The organism is Pantoea sp. SGAir0175 (genome assembly GCF_043547855.1).
Genome location: NZ_CP028081.1, coordinates 3418273 through 3440403, shown reverse-complemented (window position 1 = coordinate 3440403; position 22131 = coordinate 3418273). Strand labels below are relative to the sequence as shown.

Annotated in this window: 15 protein-coding genes; 6 read left to right on the top strand and 9 right to left on the bottom strand. The window is 57.9% G+C overall.

Going from position 1 to position 22131, the window contains the following annotated elements:
- Window positions 1-42 precede the first annotated feature (42 nt).
- The 5 genes from dapB to folA all read left to right on the top strand — a co-directional run bounded on the left by dapB (window position 43) and on the right by folA (window position 7862).
- Window positions 43-858: a 4-hydroxy-tetrahydrodipicolinate reductase gene (gene dapB / locus C1N56_RS16170; RefSeq protein WP_021507594.1), complete on the top strand. Its 816-nt coding sequence runs from the start codon at window positions 43-45 to the stop codon at window positions 856-858.
- Window positions 859-1328: 470 nt separating this feature from the next.
- Window positions 1329-2477: a glutamine-hydrolyzing carbamoyl-phosphate synthase small subunit gene (gene carA / locus C1N56_RS16165; protein ID WP_031279710.1), complete on the top strand. Its 1149-nt coding sequence runs from the start codon at window positions 1329-1331 to the stop codon at window positions 2475-2477.
- Window positions 2478-2490: 13 nt separating this feature from the next.
- Window positions 2491-5715, top strand: coding sequence for a carbamoyl-phosphate synthase large subunit (carB, locus tag C1N56_RS16160; protein ID WP_021507592.1), 3225 nt, complete (start codon window positions 2491-2493; stop codon window positions 5713-5715).
- A gap of 235 nt (window positions 5716-5950) precedes the next feature.
- Window positions 5951-7093 (top strand): porin, encoded by a 1143-nt coding sequence (locus C1N56_RS16155; protein WP_394516864.1) that lies wholly within the window; start codon window positions 5951-5953, stop codon window positions 7091-7093.
- A gap of 286 nt (window positions 7094-7379) precedes the next feature.
- Window positions 7380-7862: a type 3 dihydrofolate reductase gene (gene folA / locus C1N56_RS16150; RefSeq protein ID WP_031279709.1), complete on the top strand. Its 483-nt coding sequence runs from the start codon at window positions 7380-7382 to the stop codon at window positions 7860-7862.
- Window positions 7863-8069: 207 nt separating this feature from the next.
- Here the strand turns inward: folA and apaH are convergent, their stop codons facing one another.
- The 6 genes from apaH to lptD are packed head-to-tail and all read right to left on the bottom strand — an operon-like array spanning window position 8070 to window position 14916.
- Window positions 8070-8939 carry a bis(5'-nucleosyl)-tetraphosphatase (symmetrical) ApaH gene (gene apaH / locus C1N56_RS16145; RefSeq protein ID WP_394516863.1) on the bottom strand — a complete coding sequence of 290 codons (870 nt, stop codon included), beginning with the start codon at window positions 8937-8939 and terminating at the stop codon, window positions 8070-8072.
- 52 nt (window positions 8940-8991) lie between these two features.
- Complete coding sequence (gene apaG, locus C1N56_RS16140; RefSeq protein WP_021507588.1) at window positions 8992-9369, bottom strand: Co2+/Mg2+ efflux protein ApaG; 378 nt, start codon at window positions 9367-9369, stop codon at window positions 8992-8994.
- Between the two features lie 4 nt (window positions 9370-9373).
- On the bottom strand, window positions 9374-10198 hold the full coding sequence (gene rsmA, locus C1N56_RS16135; RefSeq protein ID WP_021507587.1) for a 16S rRNA (adenine(1518)-N(6)/adenine(1519)-N(6))-dimethyltransferase RsmA: 825 nt from the start codon (window positions 10196-10198) through the stop codon (window positions 9374-9376).
- Window positions 10191-11183 (bottom strand): 4-hydroxythreonine-4-phosphate dehydrogenase PdxA, encoded by a 993-nt coding sequence (gene pdxA, locus C1N56_RS16130; protein WP_058774961.1) that lies wholly within the window; start codon window positions 11181-11183, stop codon window positions 10191-10193. Before pdxA ends, rsmA begins: the two co-directional genes overlap by 8 nt.
- On the bottom strand, window positions 11173-12468 hold the full coding sequence (gene surA, locus C1N56_RS16125) for a peptidylprolyl isomerase SurA (protein WP_031279707.1): 1296 nt from the start codon (window positions 12466-12468) through the stop codon (window positions 11173-11175). Before surA ends, pdxA begins: the two co-directional genes overlap by 11 nt.
- Window positions 12469-12522: 54 nt before the next feature.
- Window positions 12523-14916, bottom strand: a complete 2394-nt coding sequence (gene lptD / locus C1N56_RS16120; protein ID WP_236569440.1) for an LPS assembly protein LptD — start codon at window positions 14914-14916, stop codon at window positions 12523-12525.
- A 182-nt stretch (window positions 14917-15098) separates the two neighbouring features.
- Between lptD and djlA the strand changes: the two genes are divergently transcribed.
- Window positions 15099-15911, top strand: a complete 813-nt coding sequence (gene djlA, locus C1N56_RS16115) for a co-chaperone DjlA (RefSeq protein WP_394516862.1) — start codon at window positions 15099-15101, stop codon at window positions 15909-15911.
- Window positions 15912-15925: 14 nt separating this feature from the next.
- Here the strand turns inward: djlA and rluA are convergent, their stop codons facing one another.
- The 3 genes from rluA to polB all read right to left on the bottom strand — a co-directional run bounded on the left by rluA (window position 15926) and on the right by polB (window position 22025).
- A complete protein-coding gene (gene rluA / locus C1N56_RS16110; RefSeq protein WP_021507583.1) occupies window positions 15926-16585 on the bottom strand; it encodes a bifunctional tRNA pseudouridine(32) synthase/23S rRNA pseudouridine(746) synthase RluA in 660 nt (219 codons plus the stop codon).
- A gap of 21 nt (window positions 16586-16606) precedes the next feature.
- Entirely contained in the window at window positions 16607-19513 is a 2907-nt protein-coding gene (rapA, locus tag C1N56_RS16105) for an RNA polymerase-associated protein RapA (RefSeq protein WP_058774837.1), read from the bottom strand.
- A 151-nt stretch (window positions 19514-19664) separates the two neighbouring features.
- On the bottom strand, window positions 19665-22025 hold the full coding sequence (gene polB, locus C1N56_RS16100; RefSeq protein ID WP_394516861.1) for a DNA polymerase II: 2361 nt from the start codon (window positions 22023-22025) through the stop codon (window positions 19665-19667).
- Window positions 22026-22131: the final 106 nt, after the last annotated feature.

Below are 22131 nucleotides of genomic sequence, written 5' to 3'. Positions count from 1 at the left end.
TTACGCTTTGCATGCATAGTTTTGTATCAGGAATGAATAAATATGAGTGAAATCCGCATTGCTATTGTTGGTGCGCCGGGTCGCATGGGACGCAATCTGATTCAGGCCGCACAGCAGGCGGAAGGCGTGGTGTTAGGCGCGGCGCTGGCGCGCAGCGGTTCCTCGCTGCTGGGGGCGGATGCCGGTGAACTGGCGGGAATCGGCAAAACCGGCGTACGGGTGACCGACGATCTGCGGCAGGTGGTGAATGATTTCGATGTGCTGATCGATTTCACCCGTCCGGAAGGCACGCTGGAATATCTGGCGTTCTGCCGTCAGCATCAAAAAGCGATGGTGATTGGCACCACCGGTTTTGATGAAGCCGGTAAGGCAGCCATCCGTGAAGCGGCTGAAGAGATTGGCATCGTGTTTGCCGCGAACTTCAGCGTAGGCGTCAATCTGGTGCTTAACCTGTTACAGCAGGCGGCAAAAGTGATGGGCGACTATGCGGATATCGAGATTGTGGAAGCGCATCACCGCCACAAAGTGGATGCGCCATCAGGCACGGCGCTGGCGATGGGAGAGGCGATTGCCGACGCCATGCACTGGAAGCTGGATGAGCACGCGGTTTACGCGCGCGAAGGCCATACCGGCGAGCGCAAGGCGCAAACCATCGGCTTTGCCACCGTGCGCGCGGGCGATATTGTCGGTGAGCACACCGCGATGTTTGCGGATATCGGCGAGCGCGTAGAGATTACGCACAAGGCTTCCAGCCGCATGACCTTCGCCAATGGGGCCGTTAAAGCCGCTGCATGGTTGAAAGATAAAAAATCCGGCCTTTATGATATGCGTGATGTGCTGGATTTATCGATGTTGTGAGTGTTGTGAACCATCGTGATGTGGTTATTTCAATCGGTAAGATATTGATTGAACAGGGCAATGTTTTCATTGCCCTTTATTTTGTCTGTAAAATGGCAAGCTGAAAGTGATTTTTGTTTATGATGGTTATTTTTGTGATTTATCTGCACGTTTTTTCATGTTGAGTGGCTTTTTTTGACCATTTGGTCAAAAATTTACGCAGTTAGCCGGTGTTTTGCCATTAATTGCGTCAGGCAACCGATTATTTATCGGAGATCTCTCACTATTTTGTCGCCTTGCTTCACTTTTAACATTCAGTAGCCCAAAATATACAAAAAAATAACCGCTCAGGGTAGACAATCACCAGGTCGATCATTAGAATGCGCGCAATTTGCCAAAAATCGAGCGGTCAGGCGGTTTTTGCATTGATTCAGCGCATCATTTTGAATTAATATGCAGATATTGTGACTGTTTATTCCCTGGAGGATGTTTTGATTAAGTCAGCGCTCTTGGTTCTGGAAGACGGAACCCAATTCCACGGTCGGGCCATCGGGGCAACGGGATCGGCAGTGGGGGAGGTCGTTTTCAATACGTCAATGACCGGTTATCAAGAAATCCTCACTGATCCCTCCTATTCCCGCCAGATCGTCACCCTCACTTATCCTCATATCGGCAACGTTGGTGCCAATGCCGCCGATGAAGAATCCAGTCAAATCCATGCTCAGGGCCTCGTCATCCGCGATCTGCCGCTGATTACCAGCAACTTCCGTAGCGAAGAGAGCCTGTCAGCCTATCTGCAGCGCAACAATATTGTCGGTATCGCCGATATCGATACGCGCAAACTGACGCGCCTGCTGCGTGAGAAAGGGGCGCTGAACGGCTGCATCATCGCTGGCGACAGCCCGGATGCGGCGCTGGCGCTGCAGAAAGCCCAGGCGTTTCCGGGCCTGAAAGGCATGGACCTGGCGAAAGAAGTGACCACGGCGGAAACCTACGCGTGGCAGCAGGGGAGCTGGGCGCTGAAAGGCGGCCTGCCTGAGCAGCAAAGCGCTGACGCGCTGCCGTTCCACGTGGTGGCTTATGACTACGGCGCCAAGCGCAACATTCTGCGCATGCTGGTGGATCGCGGCTGTCGCCTGACGGTTGTCCCGGCGCAAACGCCGGCTGATGAGGTGCTGGCGCTGAATCCGGACGGGATTTTCCTGTCGAATGGCCCTGGCGACCCGGAGCCGTGCGACTACGCCATCAGCGCGATTCAGGCTTTCCTGAAAACCGACATTCCGGTGTTTGGTATCTGTCTTGGCCATCAGCTGCTGGCGCTGGCCAGCGGTGCGAAAACCGTGAAGATGAAACTTGGCCATCACGGTGGCAACCATCCGGTGAAAGACCTCGATAACAATACTGTGATGATCACCGCGCAGAACCACGGTTTTGCCGTCGATGAAACCAACCTGCCGGCTAACCTGCGCGTGACCCATGTTTCCCTGTTTGACCAGACCGTACAGGGTATTCACCGCACCGACAAACCGGCGTTCAGCTTCCAGGGACATCCGGAAGCCAGCCCAGGCCCGCACGATGCGGCGCCGCTGTTCGATCACTTTATCGAACTGATCGAAGCTTACCGTTCTAACGCGAAGTAATCAGGAGCCCACGATGCCAAAACGTACTGACATAAAATCTATCCTGATCCTTGGCGCTGGCCCGATTGTGATTGGCCAGGCATGTGAATTCGACTATTCAGGTGCGCAGGCGTGTAAAGCGCTGCGTGAAGAGGGTTACCGCGTCATTCTGGTGAACTCTAACCCGGCCACCATTATGACTGACCCGGAAATGGCGGATGCGACCTACATCGAGCCTATCCACTGGGAAGTAGTGCGTAAAATCATTGAAAAAGAGCGCCCGGATGCGGTGCTGCCGACCATGGGTGGCCAGACCGCGCTGAACTGTGCGCTGGAGCTGGAGCGCCAGGGCGTGCTGGCCGAGTTTGGCGTGACCATGATTGGTGCCACCGCCGATGCGATTGATAAAGCCGAAGACCGTCGCCGCTTCGACGTGGCGATGAAGAGCATCGGCCTGGATACCGCACGTTCCGGTATCGCGCACACCATGGAAGAAGCGCTGGCGGTAGCGGAGGAGGTCGGTTTCCCGTGCATCATTCGTCCGTCGTTTACCATGGGCGGCACCGGTGGCGGTATCGCTTACAACCGCGAAGAGTTTGAAGAGATTTGCGAGCGCGGCCTCGATCTGTCGCCAACCAATGAGCTGCTGATTGATGAGTCGCTGATTGGCTGGAAAGAGTACGAGATGGAAGTGGTGCGTGATAAAAACGACAACTGCATCATCGTCTGCTCGATCGAAAACTTTGACGCCATGGGGATTCACACCGGTGACTCCATCACCGTGGCGCCTGCCCAAACGCTGACCGACAAAGAGTATCAAATCATGCGTAACGCCTCGCTGGCGGTACTGCGTGAAATCGGTGTCGAAACCGGCGGTTCCAACGTCCAGTTCTCGGTGAACCCGAAAGATGGCCGCCTGATCGTTATTGAGATGAACCCGCGCGTGTCGCGTTCTTCAGCGCTGGCCTCGAAAGCGACCGGCTTCCCGATTGCCAAAGTCGCGGCCAAGCTGGCGGTGGGCTTCACCCTCGATGAACTGATGAACGACATCACCGGTGGCCGTACGCCGGCCTCGTTCGAGCCGTCCATCGACTACGTCGTCACCAAGATTCCCCGCTTCAACTTCGAGAAGTTTGCCGGTGCCAATGACCGTCTGACCACGCAGATGAAGTCGGTTGGTGAAGTGATGGCGATTGGCCGCACGTTCCAGGAGTCGATGCAGAAAGCGCTGCGCGGTCTGGAAGTGGGCGCCAGCGGTTTCGACCCGAAAGTGGATCTGGATGATGGCGAAGCCCTGACCCGTATCCGCCGCGAGCTGAAAGATGCCGGTTCTGACCGCATCTGGTATATCGCTGATGCGTTCCGTGCCGGCATGTCAGTCGACGGCGTGTTCAACCTGACCAACGTTGACCGCTGGTTCCTGGTGCAGATTGAAGAGCTGGTGCGCCTGGAAGAGCAGGTGGCGCGCGAAGGTGTCAACTCGCTGAGCGCGGATTTCCTGCGTGCGCTGAAGCGTAAAGGCTTTGCCGATGTGCGCCTGGCAACGCTGGCGGGCGTGGCGGAGAGTGAAATCCGCAAGCTGCGTCATCAGTTCAACCTGCATCCGGTTTACAAGCGCGTGGATACCTGTGCGGCAGAGTTCGCCACGGACACCGCCTACATGTACTCCACCTATGAAGAAGAGTGCGAAGCCAATCCTAATCAGGATCGCGACAAAATCATGATTCTGGGCGGCGGGCCAAACCGTATCGGTCAGGGCATTGAGTTCGATTACTGCTGCGTGCATGCAGCGCTGGCGCTGCGTGAAGACGGTTACGAAACCATTATGGTCAACTGTAACCCGGAAACCGTGTCAACCGATTACGACACCTCAGACCGTCTCTACTTCGAGCCGGTAACGCTGGAAGACGTGCTGGAGATCGTGCGCATCGAGCAGCCAAAAGGCGTTATCGTGCAGTACGGTGGCCAGACGCCGCTGAAGCTGGCGCGCGCGCTGGAAGCGGCTGGCGTGCCGGTAATTGGTACCAGTCCGGATGCCATTGACCGCGCGGAAGACCGTGAGCGTTTCCAGCAGGCAGTGGATCGCCTGAAACTGAAACAGCCAGCTAACGCCACGGTGGCGACGCTGGAACAGGCGGTAGAGAAAGCCGCAGGGATTGGCTATCCGCTGGTGGTGCGTCCTTCTTATGTGCTGGGCGGCCGGGCGATGGAAATCGTCTATGACGAAGTGGATCTTAAGCGCTACTTCCAGACTGCGGTGTCCGTGTCCAACGATGCGCCAGTGCTGCTGGATCGCTTCCTTGATGACGCGGTGGAAGTGGACGTCGATGCGATTTGCGACGGCGAACGCGTGCTGATTGGTGGCATCATGGAACACATTGAGCAGGCGGGCGTGCACTCCGGTGACTCGGCCTGTTCGCTGCCAGCGTACACCCTGAGCACTGAGATTCAGAACGTGATGCGCCAGCAGGTGGAAAAGCTGGCTTTCGAACTCAACGTACGTGGTCTGATGAACGTGCAGTTTGCGGTCAAGGACAACGAAGTTTACCTGATTGAGGTGAACCCACGTGCCGCGCGTACCGTGCCGTTTGTCTCCAAAGCCACCGGCGTGCCGCTGGCGAAAGTGGCTGCGCGCGTGATGGCTGGCAAAACCCTGGCTGAACAGGGCGTGACCGAAGAGGTGATTCCGCCGTACTACTCGGTGAAAGAAGTGGTGCTGCCGTTCAACAAATTCCCGGGCGTGGACCCGATTCTTGGTCCGGAAATGCGTTCGACCGGTGAAGTGATGGGCGTGGGCCGCACCTTCGCGGAAGCATTCAGCAAAGCTATGCTCGGCGCGCAGAGCAATATGAAGAAGCAGGGGCGTGCGCTGCTGTCGGTGCGTGAAGGCGACAAGAAACGTATTGTTGACCTGGCCGCGAAGCTGCAGAAGTTTGGCTTCGAGCTGGATGCGACGCACGGTACCGCCGTGGTGCTGGGTGAAGCCGGCATCAATCCGCGCCTGGTGAACAAGGTGCACGAAGGGCGTCCGCACATTCAGGATCGCCTGAAGAACGGTGAGTACACCTACATCGTCAACACCACCGCAGGACGTCAGGCGATTGAGGATTCGAAACTGATTCGCCGCAGCGCGCTGCAGTACAAAGTGCATTACGACACCACGCTGAACGGTGGTTTTGCTACCGCGATGGCGCTGAATGCGGATCCGACCGAAAAAGTAATTTCGGTGCAGGAAATGCACGCGCAGATCAAAGGCTAAACCGACTGCTCTGTAACTAAACGGCCCCGCGCGGGCCGTTTTTTTTGGCCTGTTTTGCCTGTGCTGCATAAGGTTATACGTTACAAATCTATTGATTTGACATAATTTTTATCAGTTGATGCGAAACCAGTTACATTCAGGCGCATCCGCACAAAATTATAAATACCTCTCCGCTAAGCGCACCGTACTATTCCGCAGCTCAATCATAGAGCGCTCACCTTTACGGGATATAAAAATGAAAATGCGTGCTTTCACTCTCAGCGCAGTGGCTGCGTTACTTGTTGCTGCACCTCTCGCCAGTCAGGCGGAAATCACCCTGCTGAAGCAGGATCCGCAGGCCGGCGATCCGCTTAGCCGTCTCGATTTCAAAGTGGGCGGCAGTATTCGTCCGCAGTATCTGCATCAGAACGGGGTTAACGATAAATCTTATAAGCGTAACGGCTACGACGGCGGTTCACGTTTCCGCTTCAGCGCCAACTACTACCTGTTTGACGATGTCAGCTGGGTGGGTTACTACGAGCTGGGCGTTAACTTCCCTGCCTGGTGGGGCTGGGATAACCACTATGCGGACGGTGCCCATAACACCACGCGTCGCCAGCTGTATACCGGTTTCAAAAGCGCATCGCTTGGCGAGCTCTATTTTGGCCAGCAGAACAGCGTTTATTACGATGTCGTCGGCGCTAAAACCGATATCTGGGACTACGATATGCTGGCCCAGGCACCGGGTAACGGCATCAACGGTGACTACGACGGATCTTACCGCTCGCGCAAGATGCTGAAGTATAAAAACACCTTTGGCGATGCGGATGTCTATGCCGCTTATCTGTTTGAAGATGACGACTATCTGCCGGGCAACGGCCTGCGCTACAAGCGCAAGGGCGGCGGTTCGCTGGGCGTGAACTATCACATCACCAAAGATCTGGCGTGGGGCACCGCGTGGAACTACACCCGCGCGGATATCCGCAATCAGGGCAATGGTGACAGCAAGCGTTACGACCAGAATATCTACGGCACCGCGCTGAGCTGGACGCCGGACAACTGGACGCTGTCCGCCGGTGCGGGCTGGTATGAGAACTTCTCGCCAACTAAACGCAACACCGTTAACAACTACTTCGCGGATGATGCGTGGGGCGTTGAATACTTCGCCGGTTATAAATTCCCGATCGGCCAGTATGCTGTAAAGAGCATCCAGCCTTACTTCATGGGCGATCGCCTGGAGTTCGTCAACGGACGTAACTACAAGCGTATCGATAACGGCGTGGGCGTCAGCGCGCAGCTCGACTACGGTTTCCGCGTCGACTACGAGTACGTGATCACCTCCAGTACCGATAAATCTCTGGGCAACGTTAATCTGGTGCGCCTGCGCTACGATTTCTGATGCGTAAATCAACGGCTCCTGCGGGAGCTGTTTTTTTTGGCGGGCACAGTGCGCTTTTCTTTACACAGCGCACGGTCAGCGCGGAGCATCACCCTGAGTTGTAGCGCCTTCACCGCGAATTCTGGCGGCTCTTTCCGCTAACGGCCGCAAAGCCGGAGTAAAACTCTGTCGCTCAGACAAAACGCCGAGCCAAGCGGGCTTTACGTAAATAGCACGGTCGTCCTATCGACGAAAGTTTCACCTTTACGTATCATTGCGCCAATTTTTTTCCTGTAGGTCTTTTAACATGATTAGTTTGATCGCGGCACTGGCAGCAGATCGTATTATTGGCATGGAAAACGCCATGCCATGGCACCTGCCTGCCGACCTCGCGTGGTTCAAGCGCAACACGCTGAACAAACCGGTGATTATGGGCCGTCTGACCTTTGAATCGATTGGTCGTCCGTTACCGGGACGTCTGAATATTGTGGTCAGCAGCCAGCCCGGCAACCATGACGGCGTGACCTGGGTGACGTCGCCGGAAGAAGCGATTGCCGCAGCGGGTGAGGCAGAAGAGATCATGGTGATTGGCGGTGGCCGGATTTATGCGCAGATGCTGGCGCGCGCCGATCGTCTCTATCTGACGCATATCGATGCGGAAGTGGAAGGCGACACCCAGTTCCCGGATTACGAGCCGGACGAGTGGCAGTCGACGTTCAGTGAGTTCCACGATGCCGATGCGCAGAATTCGCACAGTTACTGCTTTGAGATTCTGGATCGCCGCCGTTGAGAGTGGCCAGGTGCGCATGAATGCGCAGCCTGTAAAAACGGTGCAATATGAATGCGCACCCTACAACGGCAGGGATCAAGCGCTGTTTTTGACGCGATAAACCCGTGCAATATCAGGCTGATGGCTGTCACGGTACAGATGGTCGTTGTAGGGTCGCCATTTATGGTGACCAAAAAAAAGCCCCGCTAACATCGCGGGGCTTTTTGTTTACTGCATATCGCTCAGGGGGGAGGGCGCATTCACCGCGCTTTCCGCCATGGCCTTGTCACGGTTCGAGACCTGGGTGTAATACTGGCCGCTCTCCCAGTGCAGCAGGGTCAGCGTTCCGCCCCAGCAGCAGCCGGTGTCGAGCCCGATCACATGCTCTGGCGTGCCTTTTCCTTCCAGCGAAGCCCAGTGACCAAAGATTTGCGTATAATCGCTGCTGATTTTGCCGGGCACCTGGAACCACGGTTTCAGCGGCGGCGGCGCTGAGGCGGGCGCCTCTTTGCAGATCATATCGAGCTGACCATTGGGGAAACAGAAGCGCATGCGCGTCAGCGCATTGGTGCTGAAACGCAGGCGCGCCAGTCCGCTCAGCTCCGGTGTCCAGTTGTTCGGCATGTCGCCATACATGGCATCGAGAAACAGCGGATAGCTGTCGCTGGACAAGACCGCCTCAACTTCACGCGCGCACTGCTGTGCCGTCTCCAGATCCCACTGCGGCGTAATGCCAGCATGCGCCATCAGCAGCTTTTTCTCTTCATCCACCTGCAGCAGCGGCTGGCGACGCAGCCAGTTAATCAGCTCGTCGGCATCGTCCGCTTCCAGCAGGGGCGTCAGGCGATCCTTGGGCTTGTTACGGCTGATACCGGCATACACTGCCAGCAAATGCAGGTCATGATTGCCCAGCACCATGCGCACACAGTCTCCGAGCGACCTGAGGTAGCGCAGTACCTCAAGCGAACCCGGACCGCGCGCCACCAGGTCGCCGGTCAGCCATAGCTCGTCCTGCTGCGCATCGAAATTGACCTGCGCCAGCAGCGCACGTAACTCGTCATAACAGCCGTGAATATCGCCAATCAGGTATGTACTCATTAAGTCAGTCCGATGAAAACGCGCCGCCCGGACTGGCCGGGCGGAGGAGGAATTAGTGAATGTGGGTTTGCACCGCGAGGCGGAACACCGGGATCTCCACGTGGAAGGTCTCGCCCTCTTCGTCGATCATCACATAGTGTCCCTGCATGGTGCCCATCGGCGTTTCCAGAACCGCACCGCTGGTGTACTGAAACTCATTGCCGGGCGCGATATGCGGCTGCTCACCGACCACGCCTTCACCCTGCACTTCGGTCTCGCGCCCGTTGCCATTAGTGATCAGCCAGTAGCGACTGCGCAGCTGCACGCTGTTGCGCCCGAGGTTACGGATGGTGATGGTGTAGGCGAACACGTAGCGATCCTCATCGGGAGAGGATTGCGATTCCACATACTGACTCAGTACCTGAACACAAACGCGGGCCAGTTCACTCATGCACTCAGTTCTCCGCAGATTCAGCCTGATGATTGCCCAGCCAGTTTGCCAGCTGGCAATACTGCGCCACGGTGACATTTTCTGCCCGCAGCGAGGCGTCGATGTTGAGTTCATCCAGCGCACCGGCCGTGAACAGGTGTCCCAGGCTGTTACGCAGGGTTTTGCGTCGCTGACCAAACGCTTCGGTGGTGATGCGGCTCAGTAAACGCACATCGCTGACCGGATACGGTGGCTGGGTAAAGGGCACCAGACGCACTACCGCCGAATCCACTTTCGGTGGCGGGGTGAACGATTGTGGTGGCACTTCCAGCACCGGAATCACCTGACAATAATATTGCGCCATCACGCTGAGACGCCCGTAAGCTTTGCTGCCCGGGCCGGCTACCAGACGGTTAACCACCTCTTTCTGCAGCATGAAGTGCATATCTTTAATCGAACCAGTATAGCTGAAAAGGTGGAACATCAGCGGCGTCGAGATGTTGTACGGCAGGTTGCCAAACACGCGCAGCGGCTGACCCTGCTCCTTCGACAGCGCGGAGAAGTCGAAGGTCATCGCATCCTGCTGATAAATCGTCAGCTTAGGGCCGAGGAACGGATGCGTCTGCAAACGCGCGGCAAGGTCGCGGTCCAGCTCGACGACAGTCAGCGCATCAAGACGCTCGCCCACCGGCTCGGTTAACGCACCCAGCCCTGGGCCAATCTCCACCATGGCTTCACCCTTTTGCGGATGAATAGCGGAGACGATGCTGTCGATAATGTACTGATCGTTCAGGAAGTTCTGCCCGAAACGTTTACGGGCGTAGTGCCCCTGATGGACGCGATTATTCATTACTGCTCTTGATCATAGTGATGGCGAGGTTAAGCGCCGTAATAAAGCTGCCCGGCTCTGCGCTGCCCAGACCGGCGAGTTCCAGCGCGGTGCCGTGGTCAACAGAGGTACGGATAAATGGCAGGCCGAGGGTGATATTCACCGCGCGACCAAATCCCTGAAATTTTAGCACCGGCAGGCCCTGGTCGTGATACATCGCCAGCACCGCATCAGCGTGCTGCAGATATTTCGGCTGAAACAGTGTATCCGCCGGTAACGGACCGGTGAGCTGCAGGCCCTGCTGGCGCAGTTCGTCGAGCGCCGGAATGATGGTATCGATCTCTTCCCGGCCCATGTGGCCGCTTTCGCCGGCATGCGGGTTGAGCCCGCAGACAAAGATATGCGGCTGCGGAATGCCAAACTTACGCTGCAAATCCTGATGCAGGATGGTGATCACTTCATGCAGGCTGTCACGGGTGATGGCGTCCGCGACATCTTTCAGCGGCAGATGCGTGGTGGCCAGCGCCACGCGCAACGCTTCGGTCGCCAGCATCATCACCACGCGATCGCCACCGGCGCGCTCAGCAAAGAACTCGGTGTGGCCGGTGAAGGGGATGCCGGCGTCATTGATCACGCCTTTGTGCACCGGACCGGTTACCAGCGCGGCAAACTCGCCGCTGAGGCAGCCGTCGCAGGCGCGGGCCAGCGTCTCCAGTACGTAATGACCGTTGGCGACCGTCAGTTCGCCGGCGGTCACCGGCTGCGCCGTCGCGATGGACAGCAGCGTCAGCGTACCGGCCTGCTGCGGCTGTGGTGCCACGCCGGGCTGATAGTCACGCAGCGTCAGCGGCAAACCCAGTTGAGCCGCGCGCTGGCGCAGCACGTCGCCGTCTGCGCACACCACCAGCTCCACCGGCCAGTCACGCTGAGCCAGCGCAACGGCGAGATCGGGACCAATCCCGGCGGGTTCGCCGGGCGTGATCGCCACACGATAATTACTGACCATTGCCATCCAGAATCTTCACGTAAGCACTGGCGCGCTGTTCCTGCATCCAGGTTTGCGCTTCTTCGGCAAACTTACGGTTGAACAGCAGACGGTACGCGCGCTCTTTCTGCGCGGCATCGGTTTTATCCACCTGACGGGTATCCAGCAGCTGAATCAGGTGCCAGCCGAAGGAGGAGTGCACCGGCGCACTGACCTGGCCTTTCTGCAGCTTCAGCAGCGCATCACGGAACGCCGGATCGTAGATTTCCGGTGACGCCCAGCCGAGGTCGCCGCCCTGGTTCGCGGAACCCGGATCGTCGGAGAACTGTTTCGCGGCAGCGGCGAAGGTGGTTTTGCCACTCTTGATGTCTGCGGCGATCTGTTCAATCTTCTGACGTGCCTGATCGTCGGTAAGGATCGGTGACGGCTTCAGCAGAATGTGGCGGGCATGCACTTCGGTGACCGAAATGTTTTTGCTCTCACCGCGCAGGTCGTTCACTTTCAGGATATGGAAGCCAACGCCGGAGCGGATTGGGCCGACGATGTCGCCTTTCTTCGCGCTGCTCAGCGCCTGCGAGAACAGCGTTGGCAGCTCTTCAATTTTGCCCCAGCCCATGTTGCCGCCTTTCAGCGCCTGCGGATCGGCAGAGTAGGTCACGGCCAGTTTACCGAAATCGGCACCGCCTTTCAGTTCACCCACCAGCTGACGCGCCAGCGCTTCCTGGTCATCAACCTGCTGCTGGGTTGGATTTTCCGGCAGCGGCAGCAGAATCTGACTGATGTTAAGTTCGGTGCCCTGGGTATTCTGCGAGCCAATCTGCTTAGCCAGCGTATCCACTTCCTGCGGCAGAATGGTGACACGACGGCGCACTTCATTGTTACGCACTTCAGAGATCAGCATCTCTTTGCGGATCTGCGCGCGATAATCGTTGTAGTTCATCCCGTCATAGGCCAGACGGCTGCGCAGCTGATCAACGCTCATGCGGTTCTGCGCGGCGATATTCTGGATCGCCTGATCCAGTTGCTGATCGCTCACCTGCAGACCGGCTTTTTCGCCCATCTGCAGAATGATGGCGTCCATGACCTGGCGTTCAAGGATCTGATGACGCAGGGTTTTGTCATCCGGCAGCTGCTGACCAGCCTGCTGCGCCTGTGACTTCACCGTGCGCAGCATGTTGTCTACGTCACTTTCCAGCACCACGCCGTTGTTCACGACTGCGGCAACTTTATCGACCATCTGTGGGGCTGCGAACGCAGTGTTAGCGGTGATCGCCACACCAAGAATCAGCATTCTCCAGTTCTTCATACTTTATCCATTGTTGTTTCCGCACTGCGGGATAGCCTGTCAAATATCACAACATCAGAAAGCGCGCTGATAAGGGATGATGCCCTGACGCAGCATTTCATTGGTGCCTAAGCCATAGTTAGAACTCAGACCACGCAGCTCAATGTTGAATGAGATTTGGTTGTCATACTTGCTGTCGTTGTTTTCCCAACCGTTGATCTTGCGTTCGTAACCCAGACGAATGGCGTAGCAGCAGGAGCTGTACTGCAGACCGACTAACTGCTCGGCCGGACGGCTGTTGCGGGTGTCATAGTAGTAACCACCCACCAGCGACCAGGCATCGGCAATCGGCCAGCTGGCCGTGGCGCCCACCTGCGAAATACCGTTTTTGTAGATCTTCTGGTAGCTAGGGTTGTCAATCAAACCAGAATCACTCAACGCCTGCGCCACATACTCCGGGCTGCTGTAGCGGTAGCTCAGCTGCACCATACGGTCGGCATCACGACGGTATTCCACAATGGCATTGCCCTGGGAAACGTTGTCCAGCCGCGTATCGTATTGCAGGCCGCCGCGCACGCCCCAGCGATCGCTGACTTTCCAGTAAGTATCACCCGCCCACACCAGGCTACCGGTATCATCTTCTTTATTCGTCTGGTTTACGCCGGTACGAGACGGGGTAAACGAGTAGATTTGACCCACGGAAACGTTAAAACGTTCAACCAGATCGTTATCATAAATACGCGTGGTCACGCCGGTCGCCACTTCGTTAGACGAAGCGATACGATCGAGGCCGCTGTAGGTGCGATCGCGGAACAGGCCGGTGTAGTCGGTCTGCAGCAGCGTGGAGTCGTACGGATAGATGTTGCTCTGGTCGCGATACGGGATATAAAGGTACTGTACGCGCGGTTCCAGCGTCTGGGTGTAGCCTTCAGCCCAGTCCATATTGCGGTCAAATACCAGGCGACCATCAACTTTAAATTGAGGAAGAGTACGGTTTACAGAATCATCAAGTCGTCCGCTTATTCCGTTAGGATTGGCGTCCCAACGGGTGTTATAGCGGTCGATATTGTCTTGCTGATAATGTGTTGCGAGCAGTTTTGCTTCTGTGTCCAGACTCGCCCAGCCATTTGATATAGGCAGGTTCAATGTTGGCTCGATGTGTAGACGAGTCGCTTCTGGCATATCGTTACTAACACTGGTGAATTTCACGGCTTGTGCATAGATTCTGCCGTCAAATGGCCCAATATCATTTTGGTAGAGATTGACGTCGAGCTGTGGCATTGCACGATAGACGTTGCTGCCACTGGTGCTTCCGAATACCTGGAAATCCTTCGTTGAAAGCGTCGCATCCCAGTTGGTGTCAGCGTAGCCTACGCTGAATTTCTGCGTGGCGTAGCCGTCAGTCGAGCTGTAGTACTTCGAATCAAGATCGTTGAAATAATAAGGATCGCTGACTTTGGTGTAGTCGGCGTTGAAGCGCCAGTGCTGATCGTAGACGCCGGAGTGACGCCAGTAGAACAGCCAGCGGTCGTCGTTGCTGTCGTTCTGCACCGACGGTCGCGCGGCTTTATCTTTGTTGTACTGATTGTCAGACGGCAGATAGTCCAGCTCTAACAGGCCGGCACCAAACTGCGTCAGGTAGCGGAACTCGTTCTGCAACTGCAGACCGCGCTTGCTCATGTAGTGCGGCGTAATGGTGGCGTCGGCCTGAGGCGCGATGTTCCAGTAGTACGGCAGCATGAATTCGAAGCCGTTGTTGCTGCCGTATTTCGCGTTGGGGATCAGGAAGCCGGAGCGGCGGCGGTCGCCAATCGGCAACTGCAGATACGGGCTGTAAAACACCGGCACGTTGCCGAGCTTGAAGCGCGCATTCCAGATCTCCGCCACTTCTTCTTCACGGTCCTGAATCACTTCCGAACCGACCACGCTCCAGCTGTTGGAGCCCGGCAGACAGGAGGTAAAGCTGCCGTTTTCCAGAATGGTATAGCGGTTATTACCGCGCAGTTTCATCTGGTCAGCATCACCGCGACCCTGACGGCCGACCATCTGATAATTACCGTTCCACACGTTGGTGTCTTTGGTGTTCAGATTGGACCAGGCTTTCGGACCTTTCAGGATGACCTGGTTGTCGTCATAGTGCACATTACCCAGCGCATCGACGGTACGCACCGGCGTCGTTTGTCCGTCCTGCTGACGCTGATGCAGCTGCATCTCGTCGGCAACCAGACGGCTGTTCCCCTGCTGCACATCAACATTACCGGTGAACACCGCGTCGTTCGGATAGTTCCCTTTTGCTGAGTCAGAGTTGATGGTTACCGGCAGCGAATTCGCGTCGCCACTGACCAGCGGACGATTGTAGCTCGGCACGCCCAGCATACACTGCGACATCAGATCGTCGGCCAGTGCATGCTGACTATAAAGCGCTGCACCAATCATGGTAGCCAGCAGGGTAGGTATACGTTTTTTCATACGCGGTTTCGATAATTCCATGAAAACTGGCATCATGCCGACAATCCGGACAGAGACTAACGTACCGCCCGGCGTTGCGCCAGTGTTAATCCTGCTCTGCCTGCGTTGCCGTTAGGCGCGGAGATAAATGACAGGTATGATAATGCAATTTTCAGCCGCAAGCATGGCGAATTGAGGAGTTTATGCGCTACTGGGGAAAAGTTATTGGTCTGGCTCTCGGCTTACTTTCCGGAGCAGGCTTTTGGGGCATCGTACTGGGTCTGATCATTGGTCATCTGTTTGACAAAGTGCGCAGCGTAAAAGGACAGGCCTACTTCGCCAATAATCAGGCGCGTCAGACGCTGTTCTTCAGCACCACGTTCCAGGTGATGGGCCATCTGACCAAGTCAAAAGGGCGCGTCACCGAAGCGGATATCCAGATTGCCTCTTTATTTATGGATCGCATGCAGCTGCATGGCGAGGCGCGTACCGCGGCGCAGCGTGCGTTTCGTGAAGGTAAGCAGAGCGAATATCCGTTACGTAATAAACTGCGCGAGCTGCGCAGCGCCTGCTTTGGCCGTTTCGATCTGATTCGGATGTTTCTGGAAATTCAAATCCAGGCGGCGTTTGCTGATGGTTCGCTGCATCCCAACGAGCGTCAGGTGCTATACGTCATCGCGGAAGAGCTGGGGATTTCCCGCGCGCAGTTCGACCAGTTCCTGCGCATGATGGAGGGCGGTCAGCAGTTTGGTGGCGGTTCGTCGTACGGCGGCGGCGCTTATCAGCAGGCGAAACGTGGCCCGACGCTGGAAGATGCCTGCAGCGTGCTGGGGGTGAAAAGCAGCGACGACAGCACCACCATCAAGCGCGCTTACCGCAAGCTGATGGCCGAGCACCATCCGGATAAGCTGGTGGCGAAAGGTCTGCCGCCGGAGATGATGGAGATGGCGAAGCAGAAAGCGCAGGAGATTCAGGCCGCGTACGACCTGATTCGCAAAGAGAAGGGCTTTAAATAAGGGGCTGCGGCCCCTTAAAAATCGGCCGGCTGGCGAAACGTCATGCTGTTGCCAAACGCCGGATGGGTAATGGTCAGCGATTCGGCGTGCAGCTGCAGGCGTGGCGCCATGGCTAACGCCTCGGGATGGGCATAGAAGCGATCGCCGAGAATCGGATGCCCCAGCGCCAGCAAATGCACGCGCAGCTGGTGGGAACGGCCGGTGATCGGCTTCAGCTGCACCCGCGCGCTGTTATCGGCGTCATACGCCAGCACCTGATACTCCGTCTGCGCCGGCTTACCCAGCTCTACACTCACCATCTGCTTCGGCCGGTTAGGCCAGTCGCAAATCAGCGGCAGATCGATCATGCCCTGTTCCGCCGCCGGATGTCCCCAGACGCGCGCCACGTACTGCTTCGCGGGCTCGCGCTCGCGAAACTGCCGCTTCAGCTCGCGCTCGGCCGCCTTGGTCAGCGCCACCACAATCACACCGCTGGTGGCCATATCGAGCCGGTGCACCGACTCCGCCTGCGGAAAGTCACGCTGGATGCGCGTCATCACGCTATCCTTGTGCTCCTCAAGGCGGCCGGGCACCGACAGCAAACCGCTCGGCTTGTTAACCACCATGATGTGCTCGTCCTGATACAGAATATGCAGCCAGGGGTCGAGCGGCGGATTGTAGGGTTCCATCAGCATGATTCAGCGCGGCCTCAGCGATTATTGGTGTGTCACAACGATCAGACGCAGCGCATCCAGCCGCCAGCCGGCTTCACCGAGGCTGGCCAGCACCTGCTCGCGGTTGCTCTCCAGCGCATCAACCTCATCATCACGGATGTTGGGGTTGACCGCTTTCAGCGCTTCGAGGCGCGACAGCTCGGCGCTCAGCTTCTCATCGGCTTCGGCTTTGGCCGCCGCAATCAGCGCCTGCGCTTCCGGCACGATGACTTTTTCCGCCTGCGTCAGAATGTGATGCACATCCTGCTGCACCGCGTTCACCAGCTTGCTGCCGGTATGGCGATTGACTGCGTTGAGCTGACGGTTAAAGCTTTCGAACTCCACCTTGCCGGCGAGGTTATTTCCGGCGCGATCCATCAGCAGGCGGACCGGCGTGGGCGGCAGGAAGCGGGTAAGCTGCAGGTGCTTCGGCGCCTGTGCTTCGACCACATAGATCATCTCTACCAGCAGCGTGCCCACCGGCAGCGCCTTGTTCTTCAGCAGCGACAGCGCACAGCTGCCGGTATCGCCGGAGAGAATCAGGTCGAGGCCGTTGCGAATCAGCGGATGTTCCCAGGTAATGAACTGGGTATCTTCGCGTGAAAGCGCCTGGTTACGGTTAAAGGTTACGGTGCAGCCATCTTCCGGCAGGCCGGGGAAATCAGGCACCAGCATGTGGTCAGACGGCGTCAGGACGATCAGGTTATCGCTGCGATCTTCCTGGTTGATGCCGACGATATCAAACAGGTTGAGCGCAAAGTTCACCAGCTCGGTGTCGTTATCCTGCTCGCCGATGGCATCAGCCAGCGCCTGGGCGGCTTCGCCGCCGTTCGAGTTCAGCTCCAGCAGACGGTCGCGCCCCTGCTCCAGCTGCGCCTTCAGCGTGTCATGCTGTTTGCGGCTCTGGGCGATAAAGTCGTCCAGCCCCTGCGGGTTGTCCGGTGCGGCCAGATACTCAATCAGCTGCGGGTAGGCGCTGTCGTAGATGGTGCGGCCGGTCGGGCAGGTGTGCTCAAACGCGTCCAGCCCTTCGTGGTACCAGCGCAGCAGCACCGCCTGGGCGGTTTTCTCCAGCCACGGCACCAGAATCTGGATGTCATGCAGCTGGCCGATACGATCGAGACGGCCGATACGCTGCTCGAGCAGATCCGGGTTAAACGGTAAATCGAACATCACCAGCCGGCTGGCGAACTGGAAGTTACGCCCTTCCGAGCCGATCTCCGAACACAGCAGCACCTGGGCGCCATCTTCCTGCGAAGCGAAGAAGGCGGCCGCGCGGTCGCGTTCGATAATCGATAGCCCTTCATGGAACACCGCGGCGCGGATGCCTTCACGCTCGCGCAGCACCTGCTCCAGCTGCAGCGCAGTGGCCGCTTTGGCGCAAATCACCAGCACTTTCTCTTTACGGTTGCTGGTGAGGTAGCCCATCAGCCACTCAACGCGCGGGTCGAAGTTCCACCAGGTGCCGCTGTCGCCTTCAAATTCCTGATAAATCTGCTCGGGATACAGCATGTCGCGCGCGCGCTCTTCCGCCGTTTTGCGCGCCGCCATGATGCCGGAGACTTTAATCGCCGTCTGATACTGCGCTGGCAGCGGCAGGCGAATCTGATGCAGTTCGCGTTTCGGGAAGCCCTTCACGCCGTTACGTGTGTTACGGAACAGCACGCGGCTGGTGCCGTGGCGATCCATCAGCATCGAAATCAGCTCTTTACGCGCGTCGTCTTTGCCGTCGCGATCGCTGTTCGCCACCTGCAGCAGCGGCTCAATATCCTGCTCACCGACCAGATCGTTGATCAGGTTCATCTCGTCTTTGCTGATGGCGTGATCGGCCAGCAGCGTACTGACGGCGTCAGCCACCGGGCGATAGTGCTGCTGCTCGGCCACGAACTGCGCGAAATCGTGGAAACGATTCGGGTCCAGCAGGCGCAGACGGGCAAAGTGGCTCTCCATGCCGAGCTGTTCCGGCGTCGCGGTCAGCAGCAGCACGCCGGCGGTCTTTTCCGCCAGCTGTTCGATAACCTGATATTCGCGGCTCGGCGCGGCTTCGCTCCACGCCAGATGGTGCGCTTCGTCGACCACCAGCAGGTCCCAGTCAGCTTCGGCCAGCAGCTCCAGCCGCTGTTTGTTGCGGCGGACAAAATCCAGCGAGCAGATAATCAGCTGCTCGGTATCAAACGGATTGTCGCTGTCGTGCTGCGCTTCGGTGTAGCGATCGTCGTCAAACAGGGCAAAGCGCAGGTTGAAGCGGCGCAGCATTTCCACCAGCCACTGGTGCTGCAGGGTTTCCGGCACCACGATCAGCACGCGCTCGGCGCGTCCGGCCAGCAGCTGCTGCTGAATAATCATCCCGGCTTCAATGGTTTTACCCAGGCCGACTTCATCGGCCAGCAGCACGCGCGGCGCATGACGGCGACCGACGTCATGTGCGATGTGCAGCTGGTGCGGAATCAGGTTGGTGCGCATACCGCGCAGGCCGCTGATCGGCAGGCGATACTGTTCGCTCTGGTATTTGCGTGCGCGGAAGCGCAGGGCAAAGCGATCCATGCGGTCCAGCTGGCCGGCAAACAGGCGATCCTGTGGCTTGCTGAACACCAGTTTGCTGTCGAGCATCACTTCGCGCAGCACCACGTTGCTTTCGTCGGTATCAAGACGCGTGCCGATGTAAGTCACTAAATCGTTTTCGTTGCGGACTTCATCAACCTGCATCTGCCAGCCTTCGTGGCTGGTGACGGTATCACCCGGATTAAAAATCACGCGGGTGACCGGAGAATCATTACGGGCATAGAGGCGGTTTTCGCCGGTGGCGGGAAACATCAGTGTGACCATGCGCGTATCCAGCGCCACGACTGTCCCCAGTCCCAGCTCACTTTCCGTATCACTAATCCAGCGTTGACCCAGTGTAAAAACCATATATTTTTTGCTCGATTCTCTAAAAGATAGAAAGACGTTCACCTGCTCTCAGACAATACCCCACCGCCAGACAGTTATCTGGTCAGCTGGTGCACGCGGTGAGAATCAGGAAGGGCGCTATGGTACTGGATGGCAGGGCATTCGTCACCTGTCAAAAAAGCCCCAGTTGCCCGGTGATCAGTGTAGCAAAGTCATCGCCGACAAACGGTAAAATCCCTTCGGCGATCGGCTGCAGCTGCTTGCTAACGTAGTGATCGTAATCCAGCGGCGTGCTGCGTGCTTCCAGCGGCTCCGGTCCGGCGGTGGCGATCACATAGCGGATCGATCCGCCGTTCTGATACTGCAGCGGACGCTGCAATTTACGATTATGTTCATCGGCGAGACGCGCGGCGCGCACGTGGGGCGGTACGTTGCGTTCGTAATCTTTCAGCGGCCGGCGCAGGCGCTTTTTATATACCAGCAGATCGTCCAGCTCACCGGCCAGCAGCTGTGCCACGGTGTCGCGAATGTAATCCTGCCAGGGTTCACCGCGGAAGATGCGGCCATATAGCGTCTGCTGGAACTGCTGCGCCAGCGGCGTCCAGTCGGTGCGCACCGATTCTAGTCCCTTAAACACCAGCCGCTCGTCGCCGTCGCGGCGAATCAGTCCGGCATAGCGCTTTTTACTGCCCTGTTCGGCGCCGCGTATGGTTGGCATCAGGAAGCGGCTGAAGTGGGTTTCATACTCCAGCTCCAGCGCGCTGTCGAGACCGTAAGTCTGCTGCAGATGCTGTTGCCACCAGCGATTGACCACCCCGGCCAGCCGCTGGCCGATCGCGGCGGCATCGGCTTCGCTGTGGGCGCTTTTCAGCCAGACAAAAGTAGAATCGGTGTCACCGTAAATCACGTCAAAACCTTCGGCTTCAATCAGCTCACGCGTTTGCTGCATGATGGCGTGACCGCGCAGGGTGATCGACGAGGCGAGGCGCGGATCGAAAAAGCGACAGGCGCTGGTGCCAAGTACGCCATAAAAAGCGTTCATGATGATCTTCAGCGCCTGCGACAGCGGCTGGTTGCCGTCGCGTTTGGCGGCCTCGCGCCCCTGCCAGATCTGCCCGACAATCGCCGGTAAACAGTGGGTGCGGCGCGAAAAGCGCGCGTGGCGAAAACCGGGAACCGAATCGGCGTCGTCCGGATGCGCCAGGCCTTCCACCAGCCCGACCGGATCAATCAGAAAGGTGCGGATGATCGACGGATAGAGGCTTTTATAATCCAGCACCAGCACCGAATCATACAGTCCGGGGCGCGAATCCATCACGTAGCCGCCGGGGCTGGCTTCCGGCGCCACTTCGCCGAGGTTGGGCGCGACGAAGCCGGCGCGGTGCATGCGCGGAATATACAGGTGGCTGAACGCCGCCACCGATCCGCCGTGGCGATCCACCGCCAGGCCATTGACGGTGGCGCGTTCCAGCAAAAACGGCATGATAGCGGTGTGCTGGAAGATGCGCGTGACCAGCTCACAATCCTTCAGATTGTAGGTGGCCAGCGCCGGTTTATCGTGGGCAAAGCGCCAGTTGATCTCTTCCATGCGCTGCCACGGATTGTTGATGGCTTTGCCTTCACCCAGCAGCTCGCGCGACACCGCCTCCAGGCTAAATGAGGCGAAGTCCCAGAACGCCGATTTCAGCGCCTCGATCCCGTCAATCACCAGCCGGCCGCTGGCCTGAGCAAAGAACACGCCGGGCTTAAAGCCGTGCTCGCGCCACTCCAGCGGCTGCTGCTGACGGCCAAGACGCAGCGGAATACCGTAGCGGTCGGCATGTTTTTGCAGCACGCGCAGGTCAAACTGCACCACGTTCCAGCCGATAATGACATCGGGATCGTGACGGGCGAACCAGGCGTTAAGCTGCTCCAGCAGCTGTGGCCGGCTGTCGAGGTAGATCAGCTCAAAATCCAGCTGGCTGGCATCACCGTTCGGCGGGCCGAGCATATACACCTGGCGCTGGCCGCAGCCCTCCAGCCCGATGCAGTACAGCTCGCCGTGCTCGGTGGTTTCGATGTCGAGCGACACCCATTTCAGCTGCGGACGGTAATCGGGATGCGGCTTGAGGCGCGCGTTGACGAGGCTGTCGCCGCGCGGCTCGCCGCTGAACCACACCGGCGCCGTGATAAAGCGCTCCATCAGGTAGCGTTCCGGCGGGCGGATATCTGCTTCATACACCGCAATGCCGTTTTCACGCAGGCGTTTTTCGATGCTTTGCAGCTGTCGGTGGCTGCGGCAATAGAGTCCCAGCACCGGTCGGCGACGAAAATCTTTCAGATCCAGCGGTTGCAGGCGCGTATGGCGCTCGTCGCGAAGCAGCGCTTCGGTTTGCGCCTGGAACTCCCGGGGAATAAACGCCACTGACTCCTGCGCAGGCAGTACCAGGCGCTGCGGGCCCTGGTCGGTGGCCAGCCACAGCACCACTTCGCTGCCGGTCGGGGTATCCCGCCAGTGGCGAGTCAGCAAAAATCCTGCGCGCGGTTCGGTCACGTTAACTCCGGAGAATGAATTCATTTCAGTATATCATGGATGTTTATACAGTGTACTGCGGTGGTGCCGTCGTCTGCGCGGCGCGGGCGTGCGGCAGCGCGGGGAA

Excerpts from the sequence above, each read along its gene's own strand:
- C1N56_RS16155 (WP_394516864.1), top strand. The coding sequence starts at position 5,951 with ATGAAAATGCGTGCTTTCACTCTCAGCGCAGTGGCTGCGTTACTTGTT.
- dapB (WP_021507594.1), top strand. The coding sequence starts at position 43 with ATGAGTGAAATCCGCATTGCTATTGTTGGTGCGCCGGGTCGCATGGGA.
- rapA (WP_058774837.1), bottom strand. The coding sequence starts at position 19,513 with ATGGTTTTTACACTGGGTCAACGCTGGATTAGTGATACGGAAAGTGAG.
- carB (WP_021507592.1), top strand. The coding sequence starts at position 2,491 with ATGCCAAAACGTACTGACATAAAATCTATCCTGATCCTTGGCGCTGGC.
- apaH (WP_394516863.1), bottom strand. The coding sequence starts at position 8,939 with ATGAGTACATACCTGATTGGCGATATTCACGGCTGTTATGACGAGTTA.
- lptD (WP_236569440.1), bottom strand. The coding sequence starts at position 14,916 with ATGAAAAAACGTATACCTACCCTGCTGGCTACCATGATTGGTGCAGCG.
- surA (WP_031279707.1), bottom strand. The coding sequence starts at position 12,468 with ATGAAGAACTGGAGAATGCTGATTCTTGGTGTGGCGATCACCGCTAAC.
- folA (WP_031279709.1), top strand. The coding sequence starts at position 7,380 with ATGATTAGTTTGATCGCGGCACTGGCAGCAGATCGTATTATTGGCATG.
- rsmA (WP_021507587.1), bottom strand. The coding sequence starts at position 10,198 with ATGAATAATCGCGTCCATCAGGGGCACTACGCCCGTAAACGTTTCGGG.
- pdxA (WP_058774961.1), bottom strand. The coding sequence starts at position 11,183 with ATGGTCAGTAATTATCGTGTGGCGATCACGCCCGGCGAACCCGCCGGG.
- rluA (WP_021507583.1), bottom strand. The coding sequence starts at position 16,585 with ATGCTGATGGAACCCTACAATCCGCCGCTCGACCCCTGGCTGCATATT.
- djlA (WP_394516862.1), top strand. The coding sequence starts at position 15,099 with ATGCGCTACTGGGGAAAAGTTATTGGTCTGGCTCTCGGCTTACTTTCC.
- apaG (WP_021507588.1), bottom strand. The coding sequence starts at position 9,369 with ATGAGTGAACTGGCCCGCGTTTGTGTTCAGGTACTGAGTCAGTATGTG.